This is a genomic window from Streptomyces sp. NPDC005374 (assembly GCF_042872225.1).
Taxonomy (GTDB): Bacteria; Actinomycetota; Actinomycetes; order Streptomycetales; family Streptomycetaceae; genus Streptomyces.
Window position 1 is genome coordinate 45,739 of the sequence record NZ_JBIAKA010000011.1, and the last position, 16,006, is coordinate 61,744.

The window sequence follows — 16,006 nt, forward strand, 5'->3', positions numbered from 1 at the left end:
CCCGCTCGACCACGTCGACGTATGCGACGGGCAGCGGGGCAGCCGTGACGCGCATCGGGCCCGCCCGTCGCTCACCGTCCAGCAACCGACGAGCCCGGTTCAGCCCTCTCCGCGCGGCCGACGTCCCCTACCCCACGGCCGAAAGACCGCTCCAGCTCCGCCCGATCGCCGCCTCGCCCGCCCACCGCTCCAGGAGCTGACGGGCCTCGTCCTCGGGGGCGGCGAGGGAGACCTGCTGGGCGCCGGCGTCGACGGCGCGTCGCTGTTCGTGGGTGCCCTCGCTGCAGCAGGCGCACAGGAGGCGGACGCTGCTGGCGGGCTCGGCGCCGAAGCCGTGCTCGGTGAACAGGTCGACGAGTGCCTCCAGGTCGGCCGCCTCGCCCGCCGCCACCGTGACCTCCAGGGTGGGCAGTTGAGACGCCTCGAAGAGCAGGAGTTCGTCGAAGACGGGGTAGGTGGAGCCGTCGACGACCCGCTCGCCCTTCGGTTCGCCGTCGTGGACGACGATCTCGCCGTAGCGCCGTCCGCCCGAGACGGGCACGCTGACGACCCGGCCGCGGGTCGGGCACAGCCGCTCGATCCAGACGACCTCGCGCTCGCCGCCGGAGTCGAGCCGTACGCAGGCGACGCCGAAGCGGCCGTCGATCTGCCCCTCGCCGTCCGGGAGTTCGATGCCGAAGCCGGTCCAGGCCTCCCGTGCCGTCGCCCAGTCCCGCTGGATCGTGGCGGCGATGCCGAGGTTCCAGTACGCCGGGTCGCCCTCGCCGCGCGGGGCCCGGGCCGCGGCCTCACGGCCCAGCTCGTACGCCTTGGCCCAGTTGCGCAGGAACTTGTGGGCGAGCGCGGCGTCGTACCACCACACCGCGCTCGCGTTCAGGTCCGGGTAGTGCGCGAGCACCCGCTCGTATAGTTCGGCGGCGCGCAGCCACTCCTCGGCCTCCCAGGCCGAACGCGCCCGCTCGATCAGCTCCTTGGCCTCGGACTTCTCCATGCCACCCCGCTCCTACGACGACCGCAGGAGCGTATGTCCTCACTCCTCGGGCGGGAACACCGGCTCCCCGCTGCCCAGCAGGGAGATCATGATGGCCTCGACCGGGCAGTTCTCGGCGGCCGCGAGGATCTTCTCGTTGGCGTCGGTCTTCGGGTCCGCGGGGTGCGACTGGCGGGCGGTGTCCAGGCGGAAGCCGTCGGGGGCGGTGTGCACGCACTGCGCCGAGCCGATGCAGAGCGAGCGGTCGACCTCGACGTGCCAGCGGTCCCCTGTCCCCACGTCCGGGTTGGCCCGCGTGGGAGGCGCCTCCATCTCTCACGCCTCCCAGCCGGCCGGCAGGTGGATCATCTTGTGCTCCAGGTACTCGCCGTATCCCTCCGGGCCGAACTCCCTTCCCAGGCCTGAGTTCTTGTAGCCGCCGAAGGGGCCGAGCATGTCGAGGCTGAAGGTGTTGACGGAGTAGGTGCCGGTGCGGACCTGCTTCGCGATCTCGATGCCGCGGGCGGTGTCGGCCGTCCACACGCTGCCGGACAGGCCGTAGTCGGAGTCGTTGGCGATCTTCACGGCCTCGGACTCGTCGCCATAGGGCAGCAGGCAGATGACCGGGCCGAAGATCTCCTCGCGGGCGATCCGCATCGAGTTGTCGACATCGCCGAAGAGTGTCGGCTCGACGTACCAGCCGCGGTCCAGGCCCGCCGGGCGTCCGCCGCCGGTGAGGATCTTGGCGCCCTCCTCCTGGCCGATGCGGATGTAGTCGAGGTTGCGGCGCTGCTGGCGTTCGGCGACCAGCGGGCCGACCTGGGTGGCCGGGTCGAGCGGGTCGCCGACGACCAGTGAACTGGCCGCCGCGGCAAGGGCTTCGGCGAACTCGTCGTAGCGGGAGCGGGGCAGCAGGATGCGGGTCTGGGCCACGCAGGCCTGGCCGTTGTTCATCCAGGCGTTCGGAACGATCCCGGCGACGGCCGCCTCGACGTCCGCGTCCGGCAGCACGACCGCCGCCGACTTGCCGCCCAACTCCAGTGTCACGCGGGTGAGGTTGCGGGCGGCGACCTCCATCACGCGCTTGCCCGCGCCCACCGAGCCGGTGAAGGAGACCTTGTCGATGCCGGGGTGTCCGACCAGGTACTCGCTGACCTCGCGGTCGGCCGGGAGGATGGACAGGACGCCCTCCGGCAGCCCGGCCTCCTTGGTGATCTCGGCGAGGATGTAGGCGTCCAGCGGCGTCTCGGGGGACGGCTTGAGCACCACCGTGCAGCCGGTGAGCAGCGCGGGCGCGAGCTTGGCGGCGGCCACGAACTGCGGGACGTTCCAAGGCACTACGGCGGCCACGACCCCGACCGGCTCGCGGCGCACGAGGATCTTCCCGAGGACTCCGTCGCGGGTCTCCTCGTAGGTGAAGTTCCGGGCGACCGTGATCGCCGAGTCCCAGACCATCATCGCGCCGAGAGCCTGCGCGAGGACGCTCCAGGAGTACGGCGAGCCGTTCTCGGAGGAAATCATGCGGGCGATCTCCTCATGCCGTACCAGGATGGCGTCCTTGATCCTCGACACGACCTCGATGCGCTCGTCGAGGGACATCCGCGGCCACGGTCCCTCGTCGAAGGCGGTGCGCGCGGCGGCGACCGCCGCGTCCACGTCCGCCCGGGAGGCGTGCGGCACCCGTCCGATGACCTCCTGGGTGTGCGGGGAGATCACCTCGATGACGTCCGTGCCCAGGGGGTCGGTCAACTCCCCGCCGATGAACAGCTGTCCGTGTTCCAAGAGCTCGGCCATGGCGACTGCCTCCCTGAGGCGGCTTACTGACGATCCATCAGATACGGAACTGATACCAGTTCCAGTCGGAGGAGTCCACGGCCCGCGCACCACGGCTGTTGGTGACCTCGGGCTCCCATCGAAACCTGTTCTAGTTATAGTGTCCGGAACGCGGGGATGCGGGGAAGCGGGGATTGGGGAGCCCATGGCGCAGGTGCACGACCACGGCGGCGGTGTCCGGTCCGTCCAGGTCCCCATCCCCGACAACCCCCTCGGCCACACGCTCGTGTACGTCGTCGACACCGACCGCGGGCCGGTGCTGGTCGACACCGGCTGGGACGACCCGGCGTCCTGGGACACCCTCGCCGAGGGGCTGACCGCGTGCGGGACCGACGTCGGCGAGATCCACGGCGTGGTCATCACCCACCACCACCCCGACCACCACGGTCTGTCGGGCGCGGTGCGGGAGGCCTCCGGCGCCTGGATCGCCATGCACGCGGCGGACTCCGCGATCGTGCGCCGGACCCGGGAGACCCGTGCCGAGCGCTGGTACACCTATATGACGGCCAAGTTGGAGGCGGCGGGCGCCCCCGAGGAGCACGTGGCTCCCCTGCGCACCGCCCGTCGCCGTGAACTCCCCGGCTTCTCCCCCGCGTTGCCCGACCGCGAGATCGTCCCCGGTGAACTCCTCGACCTCCCGGGTCGCAGGCTCCGCGCGATCTGGACCCCGGGGCACACACCCGGCCATGTCTGCCTGCACCTGGAGGAGGATCACCCGGCCCAACTCCCGGGCCACGGCCGCCTGTTCTCCGGCGACCATCTGCTCCCCGAGATCACCCCGCACATCGGCCTGTACGAGGACCCCGACGACACCACCGTCACCGACCCCCTCGGCGACTACCTCGACTCCCTGGAACGCGTCGGCCGCCTCGCCCCCGCCGAGGTGCTCCCCGCCCACCAGCACGCCTTCACCGACGCGGCCGCCCGGGTACGGGAGTTGCTCGCCCACCACGAGGAACGCCTCACCGACCTGCACTCCCTCCTCGCCAAGCCCCTCACCCCCTGGCAGCTCGCCGAGCGCATGGAGTGGAACCGGCCCTGGGAGCAGATCCCGTACGGATCGAGGACCATCGCGGTCTCGGAGGCCGAGGCACATCTGCGGCGGCTGGTGAAACTGGGCCGGGCGGAGGCGGTGACGGGGAGCGAACCGGTGACGTACGTGGCTGTTTAGGCGACGTGCGCGCAGCGCCGGCATCAGGGGCGCGGGGAACTGCGCGACCAGCCACAGCGGCGCCGCAGTCCGACGACTTCCCGATCCGGCACCCCCGTCCGCCGCCGTCGAGGCCCTCGCTCCCCACGCCGCTCCCAACACCCGGCACCCGGCACCCCGCACCCGGCGTCGAGTTCGCCGAATCGGGCAGGCGTCGCGCCATGGCCGCACAGGCGGCTCTCAGCGGCCTCCCTACGGGCGAGTAGAGTGGCCGGGTCGTCATCACACCCGTACAGGGGGAAGCCGGTGCAAATCCGGCGCTGACCCGCAACCGTAAACCGCCTTCCACCCGCGGTGAGCCGGACTGCCCCGCACGGTTCGTGACCGGCTCACGTGCACCGGCAACCGGCCGGTGCGCGGCACCGTCGAGGTATACGGAGCCGAGCCGCCCGGGGGTCCTCCCGTGCTGTCCGGCTCCTTCCGTGAGAAGGGCATCCGCCGATCATGCACGTCCGCCGCAGCGCCGCGGTCCTGGCCGCCACCGTCGTGATCGGCACGGCCGCGCCCGCCGTCGCCGCCTCCCCGTCCCCGGTACCGGTCCCGTCCGGGTTGTACGGCAGCACCGATCCCACCTACGACGGGGTCTGGCGCCAGTCCCTCGCCCTGATCGCCCTGCACCGGGTGGGTGTCGGGCCCGCCGCCGCGGCCGTCGGCTGGCTGGCCGGGCAGCAGTGCGCGAGCGGGGCGTTCGCGGCCTACCGCGCCGATCCGGCCAAGGCCTGCGACGCCAAGGTCATGGTCGACACCAACAGCACCGCCGCCGCCGTCCAGGCCCTGTCCGCGCTCGGCGGGCACGACCCCGCGGTCAGCAAGGCGGTGACCTGGCTGAAGTCCGTCCAGAACAAGGACGGCGGCTGGGGCTACACGCCTGGCGGGGCCAGCGACGCCAACTCGACGTCCGTCGTCATCGGCGCGCTGAACGCCACCGGTGCCGACCCCGCCGAGGTCCTCAAGGACGGCAAGTCGCCCTACGAGGCCCTGCTGAAGCTGTCCCTGCCGTGCGCCGACGGGGGCGCCTTCGCCTACCAGCCCGACAAGAAGGGCCGGCTCACGGCCAACGCGGACGCCACGGCGGCGGCCGTCGTCGGTGCGCTGGGCCTGGGCATGGCCTCGGCGAAGCCCGGCACCGCGACGGACCTCACCTGCGCCGACGCGGCCCGTCCCACCCCGGAGCAGGCGGCGGCCAACGGCGCGGCGTACCTGGCGAGGACGGTCGCGAAGGAGGGCTACCTGAAGTCCGTCCTCCCCGGCGCCGAGGACCAGCCCGACTACGGCAACACGGCCGACGCGGTCGTGGCGCTGGCCGCGCGGGGCGGGACCGCGGCGGCCGCGGGACCGCTGCACTGGCTGGAGCGGAACTCCGCGAAGTGGGCCGAGCAGAGCGGCCCGGCGGCCTACGCCCAGTTGATCCTCGCCGCGCGGGTCGGTGGCGCCGACCCCCGCGACTTCGGCGGCACGGACCTGGTGAAGCAACTGACCGCGACGGGACCGACACCGGCGCCGGCGCCGACGCCCACGCCGGCCGCCAAGTCGCAGGACGACTCCGGCACGTCCGTCTGGTGGATGGTCGGCGCGGGTCTCGCCGCCGGGGCCGGCATCGGCTTCCTCCTCAGCAACCGCAACAAGAGGAAGCAGCCGTGACCCGCCGGGGACCGGCGGTAGGACCCCTCCTCGTGGGACTGCTCCTCCTGGTGGGACTCCTCCTGTCGGTCACGACCCCGGCCCACGCCGCCGGCTACCGCTACTGGTCCTTCTGGGACCGCACCGGCCCGACCTGGACCTACGCCACGCAGGGCCCGTCGACCTCGGTTCCCTCCGACGGAGACGTCCAGGGCTTCCGCTTCGCGGTGAGCGCGGACTCGGGTGATGTCCGAAAGCCCCGCGGGACGGCGTCGTTCACGGCGATCTGCGCGGACACACCGGCTAGGGACGGCCGTAAACGCGTGGCGCTGGTCATCGACTTCGGGACGGCTTCGGACGCCCCCTCCGGCGAGACGCCCCCGGCGGGCCGCACGGAGTGCGCGGTGGTCCCCCGGGAGGCGACGACGGCGGAGGCCTTGGCGGCGGTGGCCAAACCCCTCCGTTACGGCTCCGACGCGCTGCTGTGCGCGATCGCGGCGTATCCGGAGGCCGGGTGCGGGGACCAGGTGACGGGGAAGGGGAAGGGGCCGGCCCGGTCGGACGGGGGCCCGTCCGTTGGCTTGTTCGCGGGCCTGGCGGCGATCGCCGTACTGGGAGCGGCGGCGGTGTGGCAGACGAGGCGGCGCAGGAATGCCGCCTAGCCCAACCGCTCAGCCGGCGTCCCCGCACCCCGTTCAGCCCGCGTCCCTGCACCCCGGGGCCTGGTGGCTCTGGTCCCTCTCCCTCGGCATCGCGGCCACCCGCACCACCAACCCCCTCCTGCTGACCCTCCTGATCGTCACCTCCGCGTACGTGGTGGCGACCTGCCGCCGCCGGACCCCCTGGTCCCACTCCTACGCCGCCTTCGTCAAGCTCGCCCTCGCCGTCCTCCTCGTCCGTCTTCTCTTCGCGATCACCCTCGGCTCCCCGATCCCGGGCACCCATGTGCTCGTCACGCTCCCCCAACTCCCGCTGCCCGACTGGGCCCAGGGCATCCGCCTCGGCGGCCGGGTCACCGCGGAGTCCCTCGTGTTCGCCCTCTACGACGGCCTGAAACTGGCCACCCTCCTGATCTGCGTAGGCGCGGCGAACGCCCTCGCCAACCCGCACCGCCTCCTCAAGTCCCTCCCCGGCGCCCTCTACGAACTCGGCGTCGCGGTGGTCGTGGCGCTCACCTTCGCCCCTCACCTCATCGCCGACGTCCAGCGTCTGCGCGCCGCCCGCCGTCTGCGCGGCCGCCCCGACTCCGGTGTGCGGGGCCTTCTCCAGGTCGGACTCCCGGTCCTGGAGGGCGCGTTGGAACGCTCGGTCGCCCTCGCCGCGGCCATGGACGCCCGTGGCTACGGCCGTACGGCACAGGTTCCGCCCCGAGTACGCCGTACGACGACCGCCCTCACACTCGGCGGCCTGCTCGGCGTCTGCGCGGGAACGTACGGCCTGCTCACCGCCGAGGGCGGCACGTACGGCATCCCCGTCCTCCTCGCCGGCCTCGCCGCCGCTCTCGCGGGTCTGCGGCTGGGCGGTCGCCGTACTCCGCGCACCCGTTACCGCCCGGACCGCTGGAACCTCCGTTCCTTCCTGATCGCAGGGTCCGGCGTGGCCGTGGCGGCGGCGATGTTCCTCGCGGGCGTCACCGATCCGGCGGCCCTGCATCCCGGCGTGGTTCCTCTGGTCGCCCCCACCCTCCCCGTCCGGCCCGCCGCAGCCGTCCTCCTCGGTCTGCTGCCGGCGTTCCTCGCCCCCGCCCCCAAGGAGCCGTCGTCGTGATCCGCTTCGAGGACGTCTCCGTGACGTACGACGGCGCTGCCGAACCCACCGTGCGGGACGTCGACTTCGAGGTGCCGGAAGGTGAACTGGTCCTGCTCGTGGGCCCCTCAGGTGTCGGCAAGTCCACGATCCTCGGCGCGGTGAGCGGGCTCGTCCCGCACTTCACCGGCGGCACCCTGCGCGGGCGGGTCACGGTGGCCGGCCGCGACACCCGTACCCACAAGCCCCGCGAACTGGCCGACGTGGTGGGGACGGTGGGCCAGGACCCCCTGTCCCACTTCGTGACGGACACCGTGGAGGACGAACTCGCCTACGGCATGGAGTCGTTGGGCGTACCGCCGACGGTGATGCGCCGCCGGGTGGAGGAGACCCTGGACCTCCTGGGCCTGGCCCCGCTCCGCGACCGCCCCCTGGCCACCCTCTCCGGCGGCCAGCAACAGCGTGTGGCGATCGGCTCGGTCCTCACCCCGCACCCCGAGGTCCTGGTCCTGGACGAACCGACGTCGGCCCTGGACCCCGCGGCGGCCGAGGAGGTCCTGGCGGTCCTCCAACGCCTCGTCCACGATCTCGGCACCACGGTCCTCATGGCCGAACACCGCCTGGAACGCGTCATCCAGTACGCCGACCAGGTCGCCCTCCTGCCCGCCCACGGGGAACCACCGGTGCTCGGCACCCCGGCCGAGATGATGGCCGTGTCCCCGGTGTATCCGCCGGTGGTGGACCTGGGACGGCTGGCGGGCTGGGCCCCGCTGCCACTGACGGTGCGGGACGCGCGCCGCAGGGCGGGGGAACTGCGGGAGCGACTCGCCACCCGCGTGCCGACAGGCAACGTACCCGCGGCCGCCGACGGCGAGGCAGCCCCACAGGGGCCACCCGCACCCGACCACGAAACCCTCACGGGTGGTGCGGGTGGGAACAAAAACCCGGCCGAAGGCCGGTTCCGCCGACCCCGCCGCCCCAAGCCGCCCGCACCCACCACCTCCCACCTCGCCGAGGCCCGCACCCTCTCCGTCCGCCGAGCCCGCGTCCAAGCCCTGAACCACATCGACCTCACCATCCGCCCCGGCGAGATCATCGCCCTCATGGGCCGCAACGGCGCCGGGAAATCCACCCTTCTCAACACCCTGGTCGGCCTCGTGGAACCCTCCGCCGGAACAGTCCGGGTCGGCGGCGCCCAGCCACACCGCACCACCCCCCGCGACCTGGTGAAACGCGTCGGACTCGTCCCCCAGGAACCCCGCGACCTCCTGTACGCCGACACGGTCGCCGCCGAATGCAGGGCCGCCGACACCGACGCCGACGCGCCGAGCGGCACCTGCCGCGCGCTGGTCGACGACCTGCTCCCCGGAGTGACCAACGAGACCCACCCCCGGGACCTCTCCGAAGGGCAGCGCCTCGCCCTCGCCCTCGCGGTGGTCCTGACCGCGCGTCCGCCCCTCCTGCTCCTCGACGAACCGACCCGTGGCCTGGACTACGCGGCGAAGGCCCGCCTGGTCGCCCTGCTGCGGGACCTCGCCGCCACCGGTCACGCGATCATGCTGGCCACCCACGACGTGGAACTGGCCGCCGAGCTCGCCCACCGGGTGATCCTGCTGGCCGAGGGAGAGGTGATCGCCGACGGCCCGGCGGCAGAGGTGCTCACGTCCTCCCCCTCGTTCGCCCCGCAGGTCAGCAAAGTCCTGGCCCCGCAGCGGTGGCTCACGGTCGCCCAGGTGAGGGAGTCCCTGGCATGACGCACGCCCCTGGCACGACCCGGGCCGTCCGTCTCGGCCCCCGCTCCCTCATCACCCTCGCCCTCGTCAGCGCCGTGGGAGTCGTCGCCTTCGGCTGGCCCTTCCTCGCCCCGCCCACCTCCCAGGTCGGCACCCACACCCAGGACGCCCCCTGGCTCTTCGCCGGCCTGCTCGTGCTGCTCGTCGCGGTGGTCGCCGCGGCGATCGCGGAGTCCGGCCTGGGCCCCAAGGCGGTGGCGATGCTCGGCGTGCTCGCTGCGACCGGTGCCGCACTCAGGCCGATCGGCGCCGGTACCGCCGGGATCGAGCCGATGTTCTTCCTGATGGTGCTCAGCGGCCGGGTTCTCGGCCCGGGTTTCGGTTTCGTGCTCGGCAACGTCACGATGTTCGCGTCGGCCCTGCTCACGGGCGGGGTGGGCCCGTGGATGCCGTTCCAGATGCTGGCGATGGGCTGGTTCACGATGGGCGCCGGGCTGCTGCCGGGCCCGGATCGCGTGAGGGGACGCGCCGAGGTCCGCCTCCTCGCGACCTACGGCTTCCTCGCCGCCTTCGCCTACGGCACCGCGATGAACATGGCCGGCTGGCCCTTCATGGGCGCCCTCGCCTCGAACATCGCCTTCGACCCGGATGCCGGGGTCCCCGCGAATCTGGCCCGCTTCGTCACGTACTGCCTGGCCACGTCCCTGGGCTGGGATCTCGGCCGGGCCCTGGTCACCGTCGTCCTGACGCTCACCCTCGGCCCGGTCCTCCTCAGGGCGCTGCGCCGGGCCACCCGCCGTGCGGCCTTCGAGGCCCAGGTCACATTCGAGGCGCCCGAGCGGTGAAGCACCCCACATGACCCAGCTCACCTACTAACGGGAACAGTAGGAACATTTCAGACATAACATCCCAGTCGCACCCCTTCTGACCTGCACTTTGAGAGCCGGGTCACACGGTCGACCTTTCCCGGCGATTCGACCACAACTAGTAAAAGGGGTCATTGCGGACGCTCTCCGAGCCTGTTTCTCTGGATCACGTCGCACGGCGCCGACAAGCCCACGGGCCTCGGCGCCGCCGCATGTCCCCCGGGACTGCGAGCGACGCCCCTGTCCCCGAAGAAAAGGTTCTCCGTGTCCGTCTCCCGTATCGCCCGCCGCATCGCTTCCCCGAAGAAGGCCATCACCACCGTCGCGATGGCCGCCGCCACCGCCGGTCTGGTACTGACCGCGGCGCCGGCCCAGGCGGCCACCACCAACTCCTCCGCCCAGGCCAAGGTCATCGCGCACAAGATGATCCCGAACGCCGCGCAGTACAACGCGTTCAGCAAGATCGTCGAGCACGAGAGCGGCTGGGACGTCGACGCCACCAACTCCTCCTCCGGCGCCTACGGCCTGGTCCAGGCCCTGCCCGGCTCCAAGATGGCCTCCGCCGGTTCGGACTGGAAGAGCAACGCCAGGACCCAGATCAAGTGGGGCCTGGACTACATGAACTCGCGCTACGGCAGCCCGACCGCCGCCTGGGCCTTCTGGCAGGCCAACGGCTGGTACTGAGCCGACCCCGGTTCACCGCCGTACGCCGTCGAAGAACCGCACCACCTGGGGGGCCGAGACCGCCGCCGAGCCGAAGTGGTCCACGGCCCCCTGATCGACCACCCGCACCCTCGTTCCCTGACCGGCGAGGGTGCGGGCGCATGTCCGGGTGTTGCCGATGGGCACGTCGGTGTCGCCGTCACCGGCGTACAGCCGCACCGGTACGTCCGGCTTCCAGGCGCAGGTGTGGTCGGCGGCCCGCATCGCGTCCAGCACGGCGCCGGACGGGTGCCGCAGACGGTCGTAGAAAGCGGGCGTGAGCAGCCGCCGCACCGAGGGTGCGAGTCCCCGTACGACGTCCTCCTGGTCGTGGCTCCCGTCGAGAAGGCTCTCCACCCGGCTCGCGTACGGCGCCCGGAAGGCGTCGGACGGGTCCTTGTAGAGGGGGTGCAGACGGTTCTGCGCGACCAGCCAGTACGTGATGTAGAGGACCCCGCTGACGTCGTTGACGCGGCCGTCGAACAGGGCGGGCATCTCCTGGCCCTCCAGGTCGTACGGTCCGCTGACCGGCGCCAGTGCCCGCAGCCGGAAGTGCCGGTCGACGCCCTGTTGCAGTGCCTTTCCGAGCGCCATCGCGACCTGGCCGCCCTGGGAGAAGCCCGTCGCGTACACGTCCCCGGTGAGCGGGCGACCGAGCCGGTCCGCGGCCGTACGGGCGGCGCGCAGCATGTCGACGGAGGCGGTGACGGACGAGGCGGTGTCCATGTACGGATGCGGGCCCGGGCCCCCGCCGAGGCCGAGGTAGTCGGGAGCGGCCACGGCACGTCCCGCGCTCGCGTTCAGATACGACGGCACCCGCCCGAAGTCCTCGCTCGCCGAGGGCGCGTAGTCACGGTCGACCATCGTGCCGTGGGTGTCGGAGACCAGGTCGAGATGGTGGGCGCCGCCCTTGGGCAGCGTGAGCAGCCCGGTCGCGGTGGTGGGTCCGCCGTACGGGTCGGCGGTCCGGTATGTCAGCCGGTATCCCCGTACGCCGTACCGCACGGAGTCGGCGGCGACGTCCTGCCCGCCCAGGAACGCCCGGACGGCCCCCGCGTCCCGGTCGGCGACCGGGGTGACGGAGACCAGCTCACCGCGTCGCGTCTGCTGCGGATGCCGGTCGGCGGCTGTGGCCGCCGGAGCCGCGGCGAGCCCGGCGAGCAGCAGGGCCGCCGCTCCGGCGAGTCCCCGCCACGTCCGTCGACTCGCCCTGTTCTCATGGCATTTACGCGTCTCATCACTCATGTCCCCGACGCTACGGACGCGCGTCTCACCCCGGCATCCGAGAGTCCCCCGCATCCGTGGTGGACTTGAGTGCACCCTGCCCGTCCGGCCGTCCGGAGACTCGATGAGCGAACAGAGCAGCACCGGCACGAAGGCGGCCGACGATCCCGAGGAGCGCGGACTGCGCCTGGTGTTCGTGCTGTTGGGGCTGACGGTGGTCAGCGGGCTGATCGACGCGGTCAGTTACCTGGGCCTGGAACACGTCTTCACGGCGAACATGACCGGCAACGTGGTCGTGCTCGGCTTCGCCGCGGCCGGTGCGCCCGGCTTCTCGGTGCCGCACACGCTCACCTCGCTGGCGTCCTTCGTGGTGGGCGCGGTCGTCGGCGGCCGGGTCGCCGTACGCCTCGGCGGCGGCTCCCGCCGGACCTGGGCCCGGCTCACGCTCGCCGCCGAAGCGGTCCTCCTGGGCGTCTCGGCCGTGGCCGCGTTCGCCGCACCCGGCACCACGGCCACCGCCTACACCCTGATCGCGGTCACCGCGTTCGCGATGGGCCTGCGCAACGCCACGGTCCGCAGGCTCGGTGTCCCTGACCTGACGACGACCGTGCTGACCATGACGTTGACCGGCCTCGCCGCGGACTCCCGGGCGGCCGGCGGACCGGGCACCCGCTCCCCCCGCCGTACGGCGTCCGTGATCGCGATGGTCGCCGGGGCCGCGCTGGGCGCGTGGCTGGTGCTCCATCACGGTCTGGGCATTCCGCTGGCGATCGCGGCGGGGCTGGTGGCCCTGCTCGCGGTGATCGCCTCGGGGCGCGAGTAACCCCCGCTTTTTGCGGGCTACTTGGCCAGGAAGGCCAGCAGCGCCGCATTGACCTCCTCGGCGTGCGTCCACAGCAGACCGTGCGGCGCACCCTCGATCTCGACGTACTCGGCGGACGGCAGCAGCGCGTGGAAGGGCCGTCCGGTCGAGTCGATCGGCAGGATGCGGTCGCCGGTGCCGTGCACGATCAGCGCCGGTACGTCGATCTTCGCCACGTCGGCCCGGAAGTCGGTGATCCAGGTCGGCACGCAGGCCACCGAGGCGTGTGCCGAGGAACCCGCGGCAACGTTCCAGCTGTTGCGCAGGGCCTCCTCGCTGATCCGGCTGCCCAGCGTCTCGTCCAGGTTGTAGAAGTCCTGGTAGAAGGCGCTGAAGTAGGCGTACCGATCCTTGGTGACCGCCGCCAGGATCCCGTCGAAGACCTCCTGGGGAACACCGGTCGGGTTGTCGTCGGTCTTCAGCAGGAAGGGCTCCAGCGAGGCCAGGAAGGCGGCCTTCGCGACCCGGCCCGAGCCGTAGGCGCCCAGGTAGCGGCCCACTTCGCCGGTGCCCATGGAGAAGCCGACCAGGACCGCGTCCGTCAGGTCCAGGCTGGTCAGGACCTTGTCGAGGTCGGCGGCGAAGGTGTCGTAGTCGTAGCCCGTGGTCGGCTGCGAGGAACGGCCGAAGCCGCGGCGGTCGTAGGTGATGACCCGGTGGCCGGCCTCGAGCAGCTCCGGGACCTGGCGCTCCCAGGAGTGTCCGTCGAGCGGGTAGCCGTGGATCAGCACGACGGGCTGTCCGGTGCCGTGGTCCTCGTAGTAGAGCTCGATCGGGGCGCTGTTCTCTTCACCGACTGTGATGAACGGCATGTGTGTTCGTCCTCTCGTTGTGGAGCCTCCAGCTCACCACGGGTGGCCCGAGGGAACCAGGCAGAAGTACAGGCGGAAGTGCGGGCGGAAGTAGAGAGCGCTTGTTCTAATTGTCATGATGACCAGTCATGATCCAGAACCAGCACAGTCCGATGTCCCGCACGGCGGCACCGCCTTCGGCGTGATGCTGCGCTCCCTGCGCCGGGCCGCCCGGCTCACCCTGGAGGAGTTGTCCGAGGCGTCCGGGGTCAGCGTGCGCGCACTCGGTGACCTGGAGCGCGGCCGCAGCCGGGGGCCGCAGCGCCGTACGGTCGACGCGCTCGCCGCCGCCCTCCGGCTCGACGGGGAGCCGCGCGAGCGCCTGCAGCGGCTGGCCGACACCGGCCGGGAACGCGGGGGCCCGCCGGCCGCGCCGTATCTCCTGCGGACCGTCCCGGACTTCACCGGCCGGGAGCAGGAACTGGCGGATCTGAAGAACCTCGCCACCGGCACCCGTACCCGTGCCGCGGTGCTCTTCGGGCCGGGCGGACAGGGCAAGACGACGCTCGCCGCGGAAGTGGTACGACGGCTGGCCGGGTCCTTCCCGGACGGCTGTGTCTGCGTCCAACTGCACGGCATGAGCGACACCCCGCTGCCCGCCGACGAGGCGCTGGTCCTGCTGCTGACGGCGCTCGGTCATCCGCACGACCGGATACCGGTCGACCCCGCCGCCCGCGAGGCCGTCTACCGGGCCACCCTGGCCGGCCGGCGGACCCTGGTCGTCCTCGACGACGTGGCCGACGAGGCCCAGGCGAGGCGACTGCTGCCGGACGCCGAGGGCGGTTTCGTGCTGCTCACCAGCAGGCGGCCGCTGGCCGGTCTCGAAGGGGTGCGGCGGATCAGGCTCGGCGGGCTCAGCGGCGGGGAGTCGGCGAGGCTCCTGGAGCGGATCCTCGGCGCCCGGCGCACCGACGGACAGTCCGAGGCGATCACCCGGCTGACCGAGCTGTGCGGGCATCTCCCGCTGGCCCTGCGGATCGTCGGCAACCGCCTCTCCAGCCGCCCGGGGTGGACACCGGACCGGTTGGCCGCCCAACTCGCCGACGAAGAACGCCGGTTGGGCGGCCTGATCGCCGGCGACCTCGCCGTCCGCGGCGCACTGGCCCTCTCGTACGGCCAACTCACCGACTCGCACCGGCTGTTGTTACGCCGGCTCGCCCTGCTGCCCGGCCGCGACACCGGCCCGGACCTCGCGGCCGTACTCGGCGGCGAGGACGCGCTCACCACCGAGGACTCCCTCGACCTGCTCGTCGACCGGGGCCTGCTGGAGGAGACGACACCCGGCCGGTACGCCCTCCACGATCTCGTGCGGCTCTTCGCACGTGAACGACTGCGCGAGGAGGAGGAAGCCCCGGACACGCTCCCCCTCCACATGGCGGACTGGCTGTTGCGTTCGGCCTCGACGGCGGGCCGCCTGTTCGAGGCACCGGGCGCGCCGGAGCCCTGGGCGGGCGAGCCCGCACCGTTCGGCCCCGCGTCCACCGACGAGGCCGAGGAGTGGCTGATGACCGAACGCGCCCACTGGGCAGGCGCGTTGCCGGTGATGTTCGCGGCGGGCCGGCACCGGGAGATCCTCCACACGGCCCGCACCCTGTACTGGTTCTCCGACCGCTGGGACTCCTGGCCCGAGTGGCGCACCCTGTTCTCCTACGGCGTCCGGTCGGCGGCCGCGCTCGGCGACCGGGCGGCCGAGGCCCACCAGCTCAACTGCCTGGCCTGGACGTACTCGGTGAGCGACGGCCGGCACCGGGAGGCCGAGGAACACGCCCGCCGCGCACTGGAGTTGGCGACAGCGGTGGGCGACATCGCGCAGCAGGCCTGGGCGTCGACCTACATCGCCGGGGCCTGTATGAGTCTGGACCGCCACGAGGAGGCGGTCGAGGCCGCCGATAACGCCGTACGGCTCTTCGCGGCCACCGGGGACGAGCCGGGACAGGCGGTCTCCCGACGCGTCCTCGGCAGCGCCCTGCGCGGGGCGGGCCGCGCCGAGGAGGCACTGTCCGTCCACCGGGCCCTGCTGGGCGCCCGGACGGGAGACGTGCCCGGGTTCCAGGAGTTCGCCGAGGCCATTCTCCGCCACCAGATAGCCCGCGACCTGCTCGCCCTGGAACGGTGGCCCGAGGCGGCGGAGGCCTTCCGTGCCGTCATGACCCCCATCACCCACGGCGGCACCGACCGCTTCCAGGCCCGAGCCCTAGCCGGCCTCGCCACGGCTCTGGAGCACTGCGGCGAACTCACCGAGGCCCGCGCCCACTTCACGGAGGCCCACCGCCTGTTCACCACGACCGGCGACACGGCCTCCACCGCCGAGACGGCGACCGCCCTGGCGCGCCTCGCGGGGATCTCCGGTTGAGGCCGACACGGCTCACGCCGGAACACGCGAGCACGC

General features: G+C 72.5%; 14 protein-coding genes and 1 riboswitch. Of the genes, 9 read left to right on the top strand and 5 right to left on the bottom strand.

Features of this window, described 5'->3' with window-relative positions; translation table 11 throughout:
• Window positions 1–127: 127 nt before the first annotated feature.
• The 3 genes from ACFYRX_RS27155 to ACFYRX_RS27165 are packed head-to-tail and all read right to left on the bottom strand — an operon-like array spanning window position 128 to window position 2,764.
• On the bottom strand, window positions 128–991 hold the full coding sequence (locus ACFYRX_RS27155) for a tetratricopeptide repeat protein (RefSeq protein WP_389104762.1): 864 nt from the start codon (window positions 989–991) through the stop codon (window positions 128–130).
• 39 nt (window positions 992–1,030) lie between these two features.
• A complete protein-coding gene (locus ACFYRX_RS27160; protein ID WP_389104765.1) occupies window positions 1,031–1,303 on the bottom strand; it encodes a ferredoxin in 273 nt (90 codons plus the stop codon).
• Between the two features lie 3 nt (window positions 1,304–1,306).
• Window positions 1,307–2,764: an aldehyde dehydrogenase gene (locus tag ACFYRX_RS27165; protein WP_389104768.1), complete on the bottom strand. Its 1,458-nt coding sequence runs from the start codon at window positions 2,762–2,764 to the stop codon at window positions 1,307–1,309.
• A gap of 184 nt (window positions 2,765–2,948) precedes the next feature.
• On the opposite strand from ACFYRX_RS27165, the gene ACFYRX_RS27170 reads away from it, so the two are divergent.
• The 7 genes from ACFYRX_RS27170 to ACFYRX_RS27200 all read left to right on the top strand — a co-directional run bounded on the left by ACFYRX_RS27170 (window position 2,949) and on the right by ACFYRX_RS27200 (window position 10,662).
• Window positions 2,949–3,974: an MBL fold metallo-hydrolase gene (locus tag ACFYRX_RS27170; protein ID WP_389104771.1), complete on the top strand. Its 1,026-nt coding sequence runs from the start codon at window positions 2,949–2,951 to the stop codon at window positions 3,972–3,974.
• 229 nt (window positions 3,975–4,203) lie between these two features.
• Window positions 4,204–4,343: riboswitch (cobalamin riboswitch) on the top strand.
• A gap of 114 nt (window positions 4,344–4,457) precedes the next feature.
• Window positions 4,458–5,654 carry a prenyltransferase/squalene oxidase repeat-containing protein gene (locus ACFYRX_RS27175; protein WP_389104774.1) on the top strand — a complete coding sequence of 399 codons (1,197 nt, stop codon included), beginning with the start codon at window positions 4,458–4,460 and terminating at the stop codon, window positions 5,652–5,654.
• Window positions 5,655–5,686: 32 nt separating this feature from the next.
• Entirely contained in the window at window positions 5,687–6,295 is a 609-nt protein-coding gene (locus ACFYRX_RS27180; protein ID WP_389104777.1) for an SCO2322 family protein, read from the top strand.
• A complete protein-coding gene (locus tag ACFYRX_RS27185; RefSeq protein ID WP_389104779.1) occupies window positions 6,285–7,400 on the top strand; it encodes a CbiQ family ECF transporter T component in 1,116 nt (371 codons plus the stop codon). The genes ACFYRX_RS27180 and ACFYRX_RS27185 overlap by 11 nt, the downstream gene beginning before the upstream one ends.
• The gene (locus tag ACFYRX_RS27190; protein ID WP_389104782.1) at window positions 7,397–9,133 is read left to right on the top strand and encodes an ABC transporter ATP-binding protein; all 1,737 of its coding nucleotides are present in this window, start codon (window positions 7,397–7,399) and stop codon (window positions 9,131–9,133) included. Before ACFYRX_RS27185 ends, ACFYRX_RS27190 begins: the two co-directional genes overlap by 4 nt.
• Window positions 9,130–9,957, top strand: coding sequence for an ECF transporter S component (locus ACFYRX_RS27195; RefSeq protein ID WP_389104784.1), 828 nt, complete (start codon window positions 9,130–9,132; stop codon window positions 9,955–9,957). The genes ACFYRX_RS27190 and ACFYRX_RS27195 overlap by 4 nt, the downstream gene beginning before the upstream one ends.
• Window positions 9,958–10,242: 285 nt before the next feature.
• The gene (locus ACFYRX_RS27200) at window positions 10,243–10,662 is read left to right on the top strand and encodes a transglycosylase SLT domain-containing protein (RefSeq protein ID WP_389104787.1); all 420 of its coding nucleotides are present in this window, start codon (window positions 10,243–10,245) and stop codon (window positions 10,660–10,662) included.
• 12 nt (window positions 10,663–10,674) lie between these two features.
• On the opposite strand, the gene ACFYRX_RS27205 is transcribed toward ACFYRX_RS27200, so the two are convergent.
• Window positions 10,675–11,925 (bottom strand): alpha/beta hydrolase, encoded by a 1,251-nt coding sequence (locus tag ACFYRX_RS27205; RefSeq protein WP_389104790.1) that lies wholly within the window; start codon window positions 11,923–11,925, stop codon window positions 10,675–10,677.
• A 103-nt stretch (window positions 11,926–12,028) separates the two neighbouring features.
• Here ACFYRX_RS27205 and ACFYRX_RS27210 point away from each other — a divergent pair, with 103 nt between their 5' ends.
• Window positions 12,029–12,727 (top strand): YoaK family protein, encoded by a 699-nt coding sequence (locus ACFYRX_RS27210; protein WP_389104792.1) that lies wholly within the window; start codon window positions 12,029–12,031, stop codon window positions 12,725–12,727.
• 17 nt (window positions 12,728–12,744) lie between these two features.
• Here ACFYRX_RS27210 and ACFYRX_RS27215 read toward each other — a convergent pair whose 3' ends face one another.
• Window positions 12,745–13,578, bottom strand: coding sequence for an alpha/beta fold hydrolase (locus ACFYRX_RS27215; RefSeq protein WP_389104794.1), 834 nt, complete (start codon window positions 13,576–13,578; stop codon window positions 12,745–12,747).
• A 115-nt stretch (window positions 13,579–13,693) separates the two neighbouring features.
• Between ACFYRX_RS27215 and ACFYRX_RS27220 the strand changes: the two genes are divergently transcribed.
• A complete protein-coding gene (locus tag ACFYRX_RS27220; RefSeq protein ID WP_389104796.1) occupies window positions 13,694–15,970 on the top strand; it encodes an ATP-binding protein in 2,277 nt (758 codons plus the stop codon).
• Window positions 15,971–16,006 lie beyond the last annotated feature (36 nt).

What these genes read in the sequence shown, in the direction of transcription:
- ACFYRX_RS27210 (WP_389104792.1), top strand. Translation starts at nt 12,029, where the DNA reads ATGAGCGAACAGAGCAGCACCGGCACGAAGGCGGCCGACGATCCCGAG.
- ACFYRX_RS27195 (WP_389104784.1), top strand. Translation starts at nt 9,130, where the DNA reads ATGACGCACGCCCCTGGCACGACCCGGGCCGTCCGTCTCGGCCCCCGC.
- ACFYRX_RS27215 (WP_389104794.1), bottom strand. Translation starts at nt 13,578, where the DNA reads ATGCCGTTCATCACAGTCGGTGAAGAGAACAGCGCCCCGATCGAGCTC.
- ACFYRX_RS27160 (WP_389104765.1), bottom strand. Translation starts at nt 1,303, where the DNA reads ATGGAGGCGCCTCCCACGCGGGCCAACCCGGACGTGGGGACAGGGGAC.
- ACFYRX_RS27155 (WP_389104762.1), bottom strand. Translation starts at nt 991, where the DNA reads ATGGAGAAGTCCGAGGCCAAGGAGCTGATCGAGCGGGCGCGTTCGGCC.
- ACFYRX_RS27220 (WP_389104796.1), top strand. Translation starts at nt 13,694, where the DNA reads ATGATGACCAGTCATGATCCAGAACCAGCACAGTCCGATGTCCCGCAC.
- ACFYRX_RS27170 (WP_389104771.1), top strand. Translation starts at nt 2,949, where the DNA reads ATGGCGCAGGTGCACGACCACGGCGGCGGTGTCCGGTCCGTCCAGGTC.
- ACFYRX_RS27205 (WP_389104790.1), bottom strand. Translation starts at nt 11,925, where the DNA reads ATGAGTGATGAGACGCGTAAATGCCATGAGAACAGGGCGAGTCGACGG.
- ACFYRX_RS27165 (WP_389104768.1), bottom strand. Translation starts at nt 2,764, where the DNA reads ATGGCCGAGCTCTTGGAACACGGACAGCTGTTCATCGGCGGGGAGTTG.
- ACFYRX_RS27185 (WP_389104779.1), top strand. Translation starts at nt 6,285, where the DNA reads ATGCCGCCTAGCCCAACCGCTCAGCCGGCGTCCCCGCACCCCGTTCAG.
- ACFYRX_RS27175 (WP_389104774.1), top strand. Translation starts at nt 4,458, where the DNA reads ATGCACGTCCGCCGCAGCGCCGCGGTCCTGGCCGCCACCGTCGTGATC.